General features: G+C 62.2%; 13 protein-coding genes and 2 tRNA genes. 6 read left to right on the forward strand and 9 right to left on the reverse strand.

The genetic code is table 11. The annotated features are described in order from the left end of the window. Positions 1–95 precede the first annotated feature (95 nt). From EN804_RS04325 to EN804_RS04340, 4 genes are all read right to left on the reverse strand, one after another. Positions 96–1,280 carry an FAD-dependent monooxygenase gene (locus tag EN804_RS04325; protein WP_135918713.1) on the reverse strand — a complete coding sequence of 395 codons (1,185 nt, stop codon included), beginning with the start codon at positions 1,278–1,280 and terminating at the stop codon, positions 96–98. Next, a complete protein-coding gene (locus EN804_RS04330; RefSeq protein WP_127278875.1) occupies positions 1,259–1,996 on the reverse strand; it encodes a methyltransferase domain-containing protein in 738 nt (245 codons plus the stop codon). Before EN804_RS04330 ends, EN804_RS04325 begins: the two co-directional genes overlap by 22 nt. A gap of 1 nt (position 1,997) precedes the next feature. Next, a complete protein-coding gene (locus tag EN804_RS04335; RefSeq protein ID WP_348642029.1) occupies positions 1,998–2,987 on the reverse strand; it encodes a type III polyketide synthase in 990 nt (329 codons plus the stop codon). Between the two features lie 350 nt (positions 2,988–3,337). Next, positions 3,338–3,413 (reverse strand) — tRNA-Val (locus EN804_RS04340). A 217-nt stretch (positions 3,414–3,630) separates the two neighbouring features. Between EN804_RS04340 and EN804_RS04345 the strand changes: the two genes are divergently transcribed. After that, positions 3,631–3,707 (forward strand) — tRNA-Asp (locus EN804_RS04345). A 706-nt stretch (positions 3,708–4,413) separates the two neighbouring features. Then, positions 4,414–4,587 carry a hypothetical protein gene (locus EN804_RS38800; RefSeq protein WP_348629813.1) on the forward strand — a complete coding sequence of 58 codons (174 nt, stop codon included), beginning with the start codon at positions 4,414–4,416 and terminating at the stop codon, positions 4,585–4,587. Between the two features lie 83 nt (positions 4,588–4,670). Here the strand turns inward: EN804_RS38800 and rbsK are convergent, their stop codons facing one another. From rbsK to ugpC, 3 genes are read right to left on the reverse strand one after another with little or no spacing between them, the layout of a single operon-like run. Further along, entirely contained in the window at positions 4,671–5,600 is a 930-nt protein-coding gene (gene rbsK / locus EN804_RS04355; RefSeq protein WP_135918714.1) for a ribokinase, read from the reverse strand. A 4-nt stretch (positions 5,601–5,604) separates the two neighbouring features. Next, positions 5,605–6,057 (reverse strand): RbsD/FucU family protein, encoded by a 453-nt coding sequence (locus EN804_RS04360; RefSeq protein WP_127278878.1) that lies wholly within the window; start codon positions 6,055–6,057, stop codon positions 5,605–5,607. A 26-nt stretch (positions 6,058–6,083) separates the two neighbouring features. Next, complete coding sequence (gene ugpC, locus EN804_RS04365; RefSeq protein WP_135918715.1) at positions 6,084–7,133, reverse strand: sn-glycerol-3-phosphate ABC transporter ATP-binding protein UgpC; 1,050 nt, start codon at positions 7,131–7,133, stop codon at positions 6,084–6,086. Positions 7,134–7,410: 277 nt separating this feature from the next. Between ugpC and EN804_RS04370 the strand changes: the two genes are divergently transcribed. From EN804_RS04370 to EN804_RS04380, 3 genes are all read left to right on the forward strand, one after another. Continuing rightward, complete coding sequence (locus EN804_RS04370; protein ID WP_127869587.1) at positions 7,411–9,075, forward strand: sugar ABC transporter substrate-binding protein; 1,665 nt, start codon at positions 7,411–7,413, stop codon at positions 9,073–9,075. A gap of 69 nt (positions 9,076–9,144) precedes the next feature. Further along, positions 9,145–10,266: a sugar ABC transporter permease gene (locus EN804_RS04375; protein WP_127279482.1), complete on the forward strand. Its 1,122-nt coding sequence runs from the start codon at positions 9,145–9,147 to the stop codon at positions 10,264–10,266. A 6-nt stretch (positions 10,267–10,272) separates the two neighbouring features. Further along, complete coding sequence (locus EN804_RS04380) at positions 10,273–11,190, forward strand: carbohydrate ABC transporter permease (RefSeq protein WP_027143632.1); 918 nt, start codon at positions 10,273–10,275, stop codon at positions 11,188–11,190. Between the two features lie 42 nt (positions 11,191–11,232). Here EN804_RS04380 and EN804_RS04385 read toward each other — a convergent pair whose 3' ends face one another. Together EN804_RS04385 and EN804_RS04390 are read right to left on the reverse strand one after the other, a co-directional pair. After that, positions 11,233–11,976, reverse strand: coding sequence for a creatininase family protein (locus tag EN804_RS04385; protein WP_135918716.1), 744 nt, complete (start codon positions 11,974–11,976; stop codon positions 11,233–11,235). Between the two features lie 3 nt (positions 11,977–11,979). Continuing rightward, positions 11,980–12,546 (reverse strand): SIS domain-containing protein, encoded by a 567-nt coding sequence (locus EN804_RS04390; protein ID WP_245520703.1) that lies wholly within the window; start codon positions 12,544–12,546, stop codon positions 11,980–11,982. Positions 12,547–12,736: 190 nt separating this feature from the next. On the opposite strand from EN804_RS04390, the gene EN804_RS04395 reads away from it, so the two are divergent. Further along, positions 12,737–13,759 (forward strand): aldo/keto reductase, encoded by a 1,023-nt coding sequence (locus tag EN804_RS04395; protein ID WP_135918717.1) that lies wholly within the window; start codon positions 12,737–12,739, stop codon positions 13,757–13,759. Positions 13,760–13,799: the final 40 nt, after the last annotated feature.

Here is a 13,799-nt window from a genome sequence, read left to right on the forward strand (position 1 = left end):
CGGGCAGCCATACGCCAAGAAGCGTGTGCCTGTTGAGTTGCGATTCGGGCTCCAGCGCTTCAGCGAATTCCAAGCGTCCGGCCGGCTTCATGCCCTTACGGATGGCTGAGAGCAGGCAAGGCTTTCGTCTTGCCGGACAATCTGGCTCCTAAGGTCAGGCTATTCGGGAACCAACCCACGAAAGTCTTCATCGCCGTATTAGAGTTGGGGAGGACGGCAATGCGCGCCAACAGTGCGGCGGCATGAATGCGAGTGGCGAATTGCCGGCTCCACGCTCTTGAATAGCGTTTGCCGACGGCGATGCGCGCCGTCCGGTCCCATTGTTCGAACCTTGCCAATTCGCCAGCGAGAAGCCAGCTGGACTGCAGGGCCATGGAGATGCCTTCAGCGATGATTGGATGAGACTCGCCGGCGATGTTGCCGACCCGAAATATGTCGTCGGCAAATCGTGGGCGCATCCCCGGACGTATGGGACCGGCGGCAAGCCATTCACCTTCGAGGCTGGCGTCGCCGATCGTGGAAACCGCGGCCGGACACGATGCCAGTATGTGCGCGTGAACGGCTTGGGCCGCGGACATCGCACCGCCCTCTTTGCGCAGCCTGGTCAACACGTCGCGGCGTATGCAGCACGACAGCGATATCCTGTCCTGATCCGCCCACACCATGCCACCATAGCCGCCCGGAAACACCAGGAGCGGCATGAGGTCTCGAGCGAGCGACGCTCCCCTGAAATGGGCCTTGAAGCCAAACAGATCGGATGCCGCGCTGCTCTTCGGGAGATTGGTTGGCAACCTGCCCTGCCCCCAGGAGCCATGCGCCGCAATCACCACCTGCCCGCTAAGACTTGTCTGACCCTCCCTGTTGGCAATCCGGACGATGGCACGATCGCCATTGCTGGCGATCTCCACCGCGCGCCACGGCTGAAAAACGTCGGCTCCGGCATTGCGCGCCGTGTCCAAGAGGATGCCATCCAGAACGTCCCGTCCAAGCGCCCGCCCGAAAGCATTTCCCGCGGCGCGCGGCATGCCCGCTAAGATGCCAGGGCCCGACGCGAACAAGCCAACCCGCTTGACTTCCGGCCCTGCCTTGGCACGAACCGCCACGCCCGCCTCCAGACGGTCCAACAGCTCCAGATTGACCGCCGACATGAATTCGCCGCAGACCTTGCGGCGTGGAAACTCGCTTGCTTCGATGATGGCCACAGAACGACCTTGGCCGCGCAAGGCCAATGCTGCCGACGAGCCGCTTGGGCCGGCACCTATGACGATGGCATCGTACATCGCGCAAGTCCTTCCTTGGGGAAAACGCGGAAGGCGTGGGTAAACGGGCCTATTCTGCGCTCTTCACACTGCTGCGCGGAACCGAGAGGCCACAAACCGGAAAGTTCCTTGCCAGCGAAACCTGCGCGGACGCTTGCCGCCGCATCGTGCATGGTGACCTGGTTTGCACCGACAAGGCGCAGGAGCGGGCATGCTTTTAAAGCGACAATGTTTCGGCTCGGCTCGGCGGCGAGGAATACCGGCGCCAGACGGCATAGGGCTTCGAACAGGATCTTTAAGGCGGTGTCGGAAAAATGGTGCAGGAACAGATTGGCCGAGACAACGTCGTAGGCGGCACCCCCGGGTTTTGCGATCCAGTCGAAGATATTGTCGGTAACGGTTTCAACCCGCCAGCCCAGAGCCGCGAAATCGGCGCGCCGCCGGTCGGTGACGAGGTCAACCTGGTCGAGCATGACCAGCTCCACGTCGATCCACTTCGTGGCGAGGCGCCTTGCAACCGAGAGCATGAATGCACCGTCGCCGGACCCGACTTCCAAGATTCTGATCGAACCCTCGCGCACGCTGGCCTTCAGGAGGTTGGACATGATCGCATGTTGAAACATCAGCGAATTTATCCAAATCAGATCACGTCGGGAGCCAATCGCCCTGGGATCGTCGGGAGGCAAATGATCGAGCAGTTCCGGCTGGATAAGACGGCTGTCGAGACCGGTGGCCATGTCAGGCACGGCCGGCCGTGTGGAACATCATCGTCTCGGCCGTGAGGCCGGGGCCAAATGCCATTGCACAGCCCACGTCATCATCCGTGAACCCGCGAAGCATCCGCTCCAGCACGAACATGACTGTGGCGGAAGACATGTTTCCGTTTTCGCGAAGCACATCGCGCGACGGCAACAGCGCATCGGGAGGAAGATCCAGCGCGCGCTCCACGGCGTCGAGAATGGAACGCCCACCCGGGTGAACAGCCCAAAGGTCGATGTTGGCGGCGATCCTGTTTCCCAAGATGGCGCCGATCCCTTTGCCAAGCGCATTCTGGACTGCAGCAGGAACTTGCCCCGACAGAACCATGTCGAAACCGTCGTCGTGCAAGCTCCAGCTCATCAAGTCGCGGGCGTCGGCGTCCACGATCGCGTGAAAACTGTCTAGGCCGATGCCGAACGGGCGGGAGGTCACCGACGCGGCCGCGCAGCCATCGCCCCAGAGGGAGAAAGATAGCAGTTTTTCGAGGTCGGCCGTCTCCTTGAGATGGAGCGTACAGAGTTCGATGCAGACGATCACAACATGGGCCGCAGGTTCCGACAGAACGATGTGCCGCGCCAGTTTGAGCGCATTGATTGCCGCATAACATCCCATGAAGCCGATGATCGTGCGCTCCACGGTGGTGGGCAGATTGCATCGGGCGATTATTTCCAGATCGATGCCGGGGGCGGAGAAGCCCGTACAGGTGGTGACAATCAGATGGGTGACACCTTTCCTGTCTTCGCCCACCAGGAGTCGCTCCAATGCTCGCTCGGCCAGCGCGGGCGCGGCAGTGGAATACATTTCCATGCGTTTGGCCGTACCCGGAAACGCTCCGCGCTTGAAAACACCCGCCAGGTCGACGCTCAGCCCCTCAGGATCACCAGCGGGTGCGAAGCAGGAATAGCGATGTTCGATGCCGCCCTTGTCGGCCATGCGATTGAAAATTGCACGGCGGCGGGGATCTGCCAGCTGGGAGCCCGCAAATTGAAGGAAGAATTCGTGAACGCCGTGATCAGAACGGCCGTGGCAATTCGGTTAATGAAAGCTTGAACGGGCATTTTCCCTTGACCTGCAGCCACAAACCCGCGGTCGCGAGCCGAGAGGCCCAGTTGCCCCCGGCGGGAGCTGTAGCTCCACGGCAATGGCTATCTCTATTGAGATAAACGCCCGAGGCCCAAAAACTTCCTGCGAAAATGCCGCTCACCCGTGAAAAAGCAATGCACCGCCCGCACGAAGGACAACAGGTGAGCTATTGCCCGTTGTCGACGTGGCGATTTCGTGGCGCCCGCAACCGGAAAACATCAACTGGGGGAAAGATATGGTGGGCGATGACGGGCTCGAACCGCCGACATCTTCGGTGTAAACGAAGCGCTCTACCAACTGAGCTAATCGCCCGCTCCGGGCCGGACCTTTAAGCGGTCGGGACTTGCTTCGCAAGGCCAAATGAGCGCGAGGCGCCCTGTTCGCAGGCCGGATTTGCGAACAAAATGCCGGCTGTCAAAAAACCTTCTCCTGTTTGGCGTTATGATGGTTTGGTGCGCTTGACACCCGGTAGCGAACCCCTTATCCAGCGCCCCAACGACGAACACGGCTGACACGTGCTCGTCAATGCGCGGGTGTAGCTCAGTTGGTTAGAGTGCCGGCCTGTCACGCCGGAGGTCGCGGGTTCGAGCCCCGTCACTCGCGCCATTTCTCTCAAGGGACACAAACCCTTGGCTTAGTAGAAATGTCGACGTTGTCTGTCAAAGATGCATGTATGCGGATGTGATCCAGAACCTTTCAAATCTGGGTTCGATCTGCCATGCATGGGCTTGCGGCCATGATCGTGGTGCCGGATGAGATTTGCCTCCTGTCAGCTCGGAACGTCGGCTGCCGGCCTGTTTCGGCTCCTGCGTTGACAGATATCTCCCTTGGCCTGACGTTTGCGCCAGGCAAACCGCTTGGGGCTTGCGCTTCCGCCTAAAAAAACGCTTGATTCACCTCTGAAATATCCTGGCCTGAGATAATCCGGCTACCATAACCATACAGCCTGAACGACCCGGGAGGACTTACAGTGTCTATCGCCTCAACCACCTCGATGAGCACGGTGTTCACGGCCATAAGCCTTGCTGGCCTTACAATGGTTGCTTCCACCATCTTTCCCGCCACTGCTTCGGCTGCTCGGCTTCAGCGATGCGCAAGGGAGGGCGGCATTTGCCGACTGCCATTTCCGGCTGAAGTGGTTTTTGGTGACGGGGGCCGCACTACATCGCGCTTTATCGACCGTGACGCGGTCCCCTGCTCAACTCGCGTTTTTGGCGACCCTGCGCCCGGCCACGAAAAGACGTGCTATATCGTGTTACGCGGTCGTGGCGAAGCCGATGGCGGTTACGATGAGCCTCGCCGCGAGAGATGGGTGGCCTGTGCCGACGAAGGCGAATTCTGCGATTTCTATGGCCGCAAGGTGGTCAGGTATGGCGCGCGCGGCCGGTTCACGCAGGACGTGTTCCGGGATGGCGTCGAATGCGACAATGAATCCTTCGGCGATCCCGCTCCCGATGCCGGGAAGCGTTGCTATATCAAGCAGTAGCTTCTCAACGCCCATCGAACGCGAGACATCGGAGGCCGAACAGTCCGGCCTCCGGGGTGGCCTGCGAGCCCCGTGCAATTGCCTCAGCTCTTGGCCAGCAGCGCCTCGACCTCCTGCACTGTCGGCATAGACGGTGCGGTGCCTGGACGGGTCACGGAAATGCCGGCAACGGCGCAGGCGAAGCGTACCGCCTCCAGAGGCTCCACGCCGCGCGAAAGTGCCGCGGCAAGGCCGCCATTGAACGCATCGCCAGCTCCCGTCGTCTCAACCACAGGCCCCGCGCTGATGGCGGAAACATGCTCGGAGCGATCCTTCGTGTGCAGGAGCGCCCCCTTGTCGCCGAGCGTGACGATGACTGTCCCAACGCCCTTTTCCAGCAGCTTGCCGGCGGCGGCGCGCGCTTCATCGACCGAGGAGACTTTCAGCCCGGTCAATTCCTCGGTTTCGGTCTCGTTCGGTGTTAGATAGTCGCAGAGCGTGTAGACGCGGTCGGGAAGCTTTGCCGCCGGTGCCGGATTGAGAATGGTCGTCACCCCTGCCCCGCGCGCGATCTCCAGCGCCCGCAGCGCGGCGTCGATCGGCTGTTCGAGCTGCGTGACGAAAACACCGGCACCACGGATCAGCTCGGCATTGGCTCCGATATCGTCCGGCGTGATCAGCATGGCGGCGCCGGGACTGACGATGATGGCGTTGTTGCCGCTCCCCTCCTCGACGAAGATGTAGGCGGCACCGGTATAGCTGTCCGGCGTATCGATGGCGGCGCTCTTCACGCCGGCATCCTTCCAGGTCCGCTTGGCCATTTCGGCGAAGGCGTCGACCCCGAGCCGGGTCAGGAACGTGACGTCGGCCCCCAACCTGCCGGCCGCCACCGCCTGGTTCGACCCCTTGCCGCCTGGTCCCAGCTTGAAGGAGTTGCCGAGGATCGTTTCGCCCATGCGCGGCTGGCGCTGCGCCCTGTAGGCCGTATCGGCGACGAAGACACCGAGGATGACGATCGGTTTGCCCGAGGCCATGCCGCTACTCCGCATCCGGCGGCACGACGCCCTTGCGGAAGGCAAAGCAGCCATAGAATCGGCGTTCGCCGGTCTGGATGACGCAATAAGCCTGCTTGGCGCGCTCGTAGAAGGCGTAACGCTCGACCGGCACCATCGGCCAGGACTTGCCCTCGGCGGCATCGATCTCCTTCTGCACTTCCTTTTGCACCGCTGGGATCTCGTCCGGCTTGCCGACGATCTCCATGCGGGCGGCCGAGTCGTCGACAAACGTGTCCAACGGGTAAAGCGACAGCACCGCCTTCACCACCTGTGCCGCCGAGGCATCGATGCGCAGCACCCGACCGAGCGCCGTCCGGCGCGCGACCGAATCGGACGGGAAGTTGGTGTCGGCGATGATCAGGTCGTCGCCATGTCCCATCGCCCGCAATGCCTGGAGCACGTCGGCATTGAGCAACGGATCGATCCCTTTGAGCATGATGGTCCTCGTGAAGTGCGTTGCGATCAGAGACGCTTGCCGGTCTCGGCGTCGAACAGATGGATATGGTCGAGCCTTGGCCGAAGTTTCAGCGTATCGCCGGGCTTGAAGTCATGGCGTTCGCGAAACAGCGCCACCATCTCGCCGTCACCAAAACGCAGGAAGACCAGGGTTTCCGAGCCGGTCGGCTCGACCACGGAAATCTTCGCCGGCACGCCATCGGGATGGATCTCGAGATGCTCGGGGCGCACGCCATAGACGACGGCGCGCCCCTCCTCGACGGGGTTGTTCGGAGCGACCGGGAACAGCGTCCCGGCGATGTCGACGCCGCCCTTGCGCCCGGTACCCTTGAGCAGATTCATCGACGGCGAGCCGATGAAACCGGCAACGAAAAGGTTCGCCGGCCGGTCAAAAAGTTCCAGCGGCGCGCCGACCTGTTCGATGCGGCCGTCGCGCATGACGACGATCTTGTCGGCCATCGTCATGGCTTCGATCTGGTCGTGCGTGACATAGATGGTGGTGGTCTTCAGCCGCTGGTGCAGTTCCTTGATCTCGGTGCGCATCTGCACGCGCAGCTTTGCGTCGAGGTTCGAAAGCGGCTCGTCGAACAGGAATACCTGCGGATTGCGCACGATGGCGCGCCCCATGGCGACGCGCTGACGCTGGCCGCCGGAAAGCTGGCGCGGATAGCGCTTCAGATAGGGGCTCAGGTCGAGGATGTCGGCGGCGCGCTTGACCCGCTCGGCCACCACGGCCGGGTCGGTTTTCCGCAGCTTGAGAGCGAAGGCCATGTTCTGCTCGACCGTCTTATGCGGATAGAGCGCATAGTTCTGGAACACCATGGCGATGTCGCGCTTTGCGGGCGGCAGGTGATTGACGACGCGATCGCCGATGGCGATCGTGCCGCCGGAGACGGTCTCGAGCCCCGCCACCATCCTGAGCAGCGTGGACTTGCCGCAACCGGACGGCCCGACAAGCACGACGAACTGGCCATCGGCAATGTCGACGCTGACTTCGTGCAGAACCTTGACGGTTCCAAACGCCTTGGCCACATTGCTGATCGCGACTTGAGCCATCGTTCCCCCATCGGCTCCAACTGGCCGTAGGCGCAGAAGCTAACCAACGCGACCGGTCAGGGCAAGTCGGTCCCTTATAGATAAAAACCCGTCCTCGTTGACACGGCGTTTGGTTGTGAGAATAGTGACGAGCGCCAATCCGAACGCCGGTACTCTATCCGACAAAACGGAACGCGAGGCGACGCAGGTTGGGGTCCTGGTTTCGCTTCTGAACACGGCCAGCGCCCGGCACGATTGGCACTTCGATTCACGACTAACGTTCTGGGAGGAATAGTCCATGCGAGTAGGTCTTTACGACAAACTGGTCCGTGCCGGCGCTACAAGGCGCGACATATTGAAGGGCGCGGCCTCGATGGCCGCGATCGCGGCCGCATCCGGCGCCGGGCTTGGCGCCCTGACGCGCCCGGCTTCCGCCGCAAGCGAACTGCGCTCGAAAATCCTGCAGATCCCCGGGGTTGGCAAAGGCCAGCCGACCGACGCCGACTTCCAGAAGGTCGGCGAGCTTTGCCTCGAGGCGACCAAGGCCAATGTCAAGGAAGGCGAGTTCGCCGGCGTCGAGCTCACCTTCATGGGCCTCAACAACCAGAACCTGCACAATGTGCTGTTCCGTGGTTTCCTGAAGCCATGGGAGACCTATACCGGCGCCAAGATCAGCTGGATCGATCTGGCGCAGGCCGACTACAACGCCCGGCTGCAGCAGTCGATCGCCACCGGCACCGTCGATTTCGACATCATCGAGATGGGCGCGCCGTTCGAGGGCGACGTCTGCGGCAAGGGCCTGACTTCGGAGATGCCCGACTGGGTCAAGAAACAGATCGACTTCGACGATCTCGTCAACTACCTCAAGCCGCCCGTCGGCACCTGGGATGGCAAGCAGTATCGGGTCACCATCGATGGTGACGCGCACAACTTCAACTACCGCACCGACGTGTTTGCAGACGCCGACCTCGCCAAGCAGTGGAAGGATAGCGGAGCGACGAGCGAATGGGGCGTGCCGAAGACCTGGCAAGAGGTTCAGGCCGTGACCAAGTTCCTCAAGGGCAAGAAGTTCAAGGGCCAGGATGTCTATGGCTATCTCGACGCGCCCAAGCCCTGGGGCGGTTTCGGCTTCTACTTCCTCGGCAGCCGCGCCACCGCCTACGCCAAGCATCCCGACGACAAGGCCTGGCTGTTCGACGCCGACACGATGAAGCCGCGCGTCAACAATCCGGCCTGGGTACGCGCCATCCAGGACGTCATCGATGCCCTGCCGTCGGAACCCGCCGACCAGATCAATGCCGATCCGAACACCACCGCCTTCCAGCAGTTCCTGGCCGGCACCGGCTCGATGATCCCCTGGTGGGGCGACGTCGGCTCGAACGTCAAGACCAACGATAGCTCGGTTATCGGCGACGTCACCGGCTTCTCGATCCTGCCGGGCTCCGACGACGTCTACAACTCCAAGACCGGCAAGTGGGAGAAGCTCGCCAGCGGCCCGAACTATTCGCCCAACTGCGCCTATCTCGGCTGGGGCGTCTATGTCATGGCCCGCGTCGATAGCGACGAGAAGAAGAAGAAGGCGGCATGGTCGGCGGCCGCCCATCTCGGCGGCAAGGACCTGTCGATCTGGACGGCGATGTATCCGTCGGGCTTCCAGCCCTATCGCAACTCCCATTTCGACATTCCCGAATGGGTGGCGGCCGGCTACGACGAGGCTTTCATCACCTCGTACCTGAAGTCGGAAGGCGACAGCTACAACCATCCCAACGCGGCAATCGAGCCGCGCATCCCCGGCATCTTCCAGTATTACAGTGCCGCCGAGGATATCCTGGCCAACACCTTCGCCGGCAAGATGAAGGCGCAGGAAGGCGCCGACGCCATCGCAGCCGCCTGGGAGAAGCTCACCGACCAGATCGGCCGTGACAAGCAGGTCAAGCTCTACAAGGCCTCGCTCGGCATGTAAGCTGCCCTTTGAACCGTGGTCCGGCGGCAACGCCGGACCACAGCCTTCCCTTCCAAACGGGCGAAATTTGTGGCTGACCAGACTTCGACCGCGACCCAGTGGCCGGCAGACGCCGCCCCCCATGATCTGATCCCGCCTGGCCGCCGGCGTTTGGGCTGGGCGCTGATGGCGATTGCCACGCTCGGCCTGCTGGCAACGATCGTGCTGCAGATCCTCTACAAGACCGAGGTCGATACGATCGGCTTTGAGACATGGCGGCCCGTGGTCTACGCCTATGTGCTGTGGGGCGTGGCGATCGGCATCGGCCAGGTTCTGACACGCGGCGAGGACGGCCAGCGCGCACTCTTCCTGCTGCCCGCCCTTTTGTTCACCATCGCCATGGTGATCTTCCCGACGCTGTTCGGCTTCTACATCGCGCTCACCGACTGGAACCTCAGCTCCTTCAGCGGTCGCAGGTTCAACGGGCTCGACAATTTCTGGCAGATGCTCGCCGACCCCTACTACCGCAACGCCCTGTTCAACATGGTGCTCTATGTGCTGGCGGTGCTGGTCGAATATGTCGTGGCCTTTGGCCTGGCGCTGCTGCTCAACGCGCAGATCCGTGCCCGAAAATTCTTCCGGGTGGTGTTCCTGATGCCGCTGATGCTGTCGCCCGTCGCGGTGTCGTGGATGATCGGCAAGTCGCTGATGGAATATCGCTTTGGACCGGCAGCGACGCTGGCGCGCCATCTCGGCTGGGAAGACCCGGCCTTCTTCTCGAACCCGATCACCGCCCGCATCTCGATCATGCTGCTGGACGCCTGGACCTTCATTCCGTTCATGATGATCATGCTGCTGGCGGGGCTGCAGGCGATGTCGCGCGAGGTGCTGGAGGCGGCACGTGTCGATGGCGCCACGGCCTGGCAGACCTTCTGGCAGGTCACTTTCCCGCTGATGCTGCCGGTGTCGGTAACGGCGGTGATCCTGCGCATCATCTTCAAGCTGAAGCTTGCCGACATCATCATCACGGTCACCTCGGGCGGTCCGGGCGGCGCCACCGATTCGGTGTCGAGCTTCATCTACCGCGAGTACCGCGACCGCTCGAATGTCGGCTACGGCACCATGCTGGCGATGGCCTATCTCGTCATCATCGTAGTGTTCGTGACCTGGCTGTTGAAATTCGCCAGCCGTTTCGTGCGCAATGTGAATTAGGGCAAGATGAGCGTTCAGACCACCGACTACGTCGCATCCGAAATCCGCTCGCCGGCGAGCTTCGTCGCCAGCCGCGTCTTCATTTACGGCGCGCTCGCCTGCTGGGGCTTCATCTGCCTGTTTCCGATTTATTGGACCATCACCACATCGTTCAAGACGGCGGTGGATGTCACCCAGGGCCACCTGATCCCGTTTGTCGACTTCCAGCCGGATTGGAAAGGCTGGCGATCGCTTGGCCTGTCGCCGGACTCGATCTTCCAGACATCGACCGTGCGTGACGAGTTCCTCAAGCGCTTCATGAATTCGGTCATCACCTCGGTTGGGGCGTCGAGCCTGGCGATCATTATCGGCAGCCTCGCCGCCTATGGCCTGACCCGCTATCGCTACCATTTCGCCTGGTTCAAGAACGAGGACATCTCCTTCTTCTTCCTGTCGCAGTTGATCCTGCCGCCGGTGGTGCTGGCCTTGCCGTTCCTGGTGCTCTACCGCGAAGTCGGGCTGCTCGATACGCGTATCGGGCTGATTCTGCTCTACACGCTGATGGTGCTGCCGATCGTCATCTGGATCATGCGTGACCAGTTCAATTCCATCCCCGTCGAGCTGGAGGAAGCAGCCCTCGTCGACGGCCTGTCGATCTGGGGCGCCTTTTTCCGCATCGTCATGCCGATCGCGCTGCCAGGCATGGTGGCAGCCTTCATCCTGGCGATGGTGCTGTGCTGGAACGAGTATTTCTTCGCCGCCCTTTTGACCTCGACGGACGCCAAGACAATCCCGGTCATGGTTGCCAGCCAGACGGGCTCGCAAGGCATCAACTGGTGGTCGATGGCGGCCCTTGCCACCGCCGCCATCGCGCCGCTTGCCGTCATCGGCATCGCGCTGGAGCGCTACCTGATCATGGGCATGACGGCTGGTGCGGTGAAGTAGCGTTTTTTCCTTCTCCCACAGGGGGACAAGCAAGAACCCGCGTTAGCGCCTCAGGATCGCCCTGAGGTGATCCATGATCATGGCGACACCCTTTTGCCCCAACTCCACTGACGCCTCCTTGGCACTCGCCGTATACCAGCCCGTATTGTCCTCGAAACGCGCGGCATCCACCGCCTCCGGACATAGCGCCAGCATCAGCGATGTCTCGCCGATGCCGGCATGGTCGAAAGGATATTTGCCGTTCATCGCGGCCGGCATCAGCGGATGCACCTGCACCCAGTTGAAGAAATTCTCGCCCGCGGCGTGCCCCGCATAGTAGTCGGCCATCGTCTCGGAGCCCCACCAGCCCTCGCCGCGCTGCTTCTCGAGGAAGCGGAAGATCGCCTGTCTGCCGGCGGTCTTGAAAGCGAGATCGGTCGGCATGCCGGCAGCGAAATTCTCGGTCTGGTGATGAATGATGGCGTGGATGTTGCGAAAGCCGATACGCAGCAGGCTGTAGAACAGCTCCTCGCCGAACGGCGCCAGTTGATTGCCGCCGACCTGCACCGAGCCGCTGCCTTCCGGCGGCACCACGGCATAGCTCGCCGCGCCATAGTAGAAGGGCGGCAGGATGACGATGTCGCTCTCCTTTTCGAACAGTTCCAGCGTCTTGATGACGGCCAGTGTGTCCATGCCGACAGCCATGTGCTCGCCATGATATTCCAGCACGCCGAGCGGCAGCGCGACCGGCCAATTCTGCGCGATCGCCTTGCGGATCTGGTGCGGCAGCATCAGTTCATAGCGCATGATCTATTCCATGTTGGTGTGGCGGGCGCGCATGGCTTCAGGCGAGGCCGCGGTCAATTCCCTGAGTTTCAGCACCATGATCTCGAACAGCAGGAACAACGCTCCCTCGAAAACCGAGCCCATCGGCAGCACCGACGTCTTTTGCGACCCCTGGTCGTTGGCCATGGTCTGCGCCGGCACCAGCAACGTCAGATCGGCCAGGCTTGCGGCGCTGCCGCCCGCCTGGGCGGTCAGGAGCACGACGGTCGCGCCTGCCTCACGCGCGATGCGCATCAGGGTGAGTACAGTCGAGGTTTCGCCGGGCCCGGAACTGACAAGGAAGACGTCGCCCTGCCCTACCGGCGGCGTGGTCATGTCGCCGACGGCCGAAACCGGCAGGCCCAGATGATAGAGCCGCATGGCGAAGCCCTTCACCTGCAAGGCCTCGCGGCCGCAGCCATAGACGACGATCTGCCTGGCACCAACCAGCATCCCGCAGGCGGCGTCGATCCGGTCGCCATCGACGCGCGCCAACACCGCGCCAAGCTCGTCGAGCGCGGTCTTGAACATCTGCGAGCCGGAGTTGTTCACGGCGGCGCCCCCGCCGTGCCGGCAATCGAAGTAGATTGGCAATTCCCGATCACGCTTTTCCCCGGAACAGCTTGATTTCGTTCATGCTAGCAACCGCGAAAATGCGTGTCCAACGCTCAGCGGTGCTTTTGCCGAGCCACGAGCATGATAGTGTCATGTCAGACAAATCAGCAAGGCAAACGGGCAGGACATGAAGACACGGCATTTCGACCGCATCGGCAATGGCGGCATCACCTTCACGGAGCTGGGCTTCGGCACGGCGCCGCTCGGCAATCTTTACCGCGCGGTCTCCGACGAGGACGCCAACGCGACGCTGGAGGCCGCCTGGGCGACCGGCTGCCGCTACTATGACACCGCGCCCCTCTATGGGCTCGGCCTGTCGGAAACGCGCCTCAATCCGTTCCTGCGCTCCAGGAAGCGCGACGACTATGTGCTGTCGAGCAAGGTCGGCCGCATCATGCGCGCCTGCCCGCCAGAGGAACGCACCGGCATCGGCAAGTTCTTCGACACGCCGTCGCGCAAGGAGGTCTACGATTACAGCTATGACGGCGTCATGCGCTCGTTCGAGGCCTCGCTGGAGCGGCTGGGCGTCGACCGCATCGACATCCTGTTCGTGCACGATGTCGACATCTTCACCCATGGCAGCAAGGAGGCATCCGACCAGCGCATCGATGAGTTCATGCGCTCGGGCTATTATGGCCTGCTCGCCTTGCGCGACCAGGGCGTCATCAAGGCATTCGGCGGCGGCATCAACGAGTGGCAGGTTGCGCAGGCCCTGGCCGAGCGCGGCGATTTCGACCTGTTCCTGCTTGCCGGGCGCTATACGCTGCTGGAACAGGAGGCGCTGACGTCTTTCCTGCCGCTTTGCCAAAAACGCGGCATCCGCATCGTTCTCGGCGGCCCCTACAATTCCGGCATCCTGGCGACCGGACCGAAGCCCGGCGCCTATTACAACTATTCCGAAGCGCCGCAGGATGTCATCGACCAGGTGACGCGCATCGAGGCCGTCTGCAAACGCCACGGTATCAGGCTGATCGAAGCCGCCCTGCAGTTCCCGCTGTTGCACCCTTCGGTGGTTTCAGTCATCCCTGGCGGTCAGCGCCCGGGCGAAGTCGAGAGCAATCGGTCGCTGCTGGATGCGAAAGTCCCCGCAGCGCTCTGGGCCGATCTCAAGCAAGAGGGCCTGATGCGCGCCGACGCCCCGACAGTTTGAGGAGCTTCCGACCGGGAGATACGTGTCCAAAAATGAAAAG

Source organism: Mesorhizobium sp. M8A.F.Ca.ET.161.01.1.1, from assembly GCF_004792105.1.
Classification (GTDB): domain Bacteria; phylum Pseudomonadota; class Alphaproteobacteria; order Rhizobiales; family Rhizobiaceae; genus Mesorhizobium.

What these genes read in the sequence shown, in the direction of transcription:
- EN804_RS04380 (WP_027143632.1), top strand. Translation starts at nt 10,273, where the DNA reads ATGAGCGTTCAGACCACCGACTACGTCGCATCCGAAATCCGCTCGCCG.
- ugpC (WP_135918715.1), bottom strand. Translation starts at nt 7,133, where the DNA reads ATGGCTCAAGTCGCGATCAGCAATGTGGCCAAGGCGTTTGGAACCGTC.
- EN804_RS04330 (WP_127278875.1), bottom strand. Translation starts at nt 1,996, where the DNA reads ATGGCCACCGGTCTCGACAGCCGTCTTATCCAGCCGGAACTGCTCGAT.
- rbsK (WP_135918714.1), bottom strand. Translation starts at nt 5,600, where the DNA reads ATGGCCTCGGGCAAACCGATCGTCATCCTCGGTGTCTTCGTCGCCGAT.
- EN804_RS04325 (WP_135918713.1), bottom strand. Translation starts at nt 1,280, where the DNA reads ATGTACGATGCCATCGTCATAGGTGCCGGCCCAAGCGGCTCGTCGGCA.
- EN804_RS04360 (WP_127278878.1), bottom strand. Translation starts at nt 6,057, where the DNA reads ATGCTCAAAGGGATCGATCCGTTGCTCAATGCCGACGTGCTCCAGGCA.
- EN804_RS04385 (WP_135918716.1), bottom strand. Translation starts at nt 11,976, where the DNA reads ATGCGCTATGAACTGATGCTGCCGCACCAGATCCGCAAGGCGATCGCG.
- EN804_RS04395 (WP_135918717.1), top strand. Translation starts at nt 12,737, where the DNA reads ATGAAGACACGGCATTTCGACCGCATCGGCAATGGCGGCATCACCTTC.
- EN804_RS04370 (WP_127869587.1), top strand. Translation starts at nt 7,411, where the DNA reads ATGCGAGTAGGTCTTTACGACAAACTGGTCCGTGCCGGCGCTACAAGG.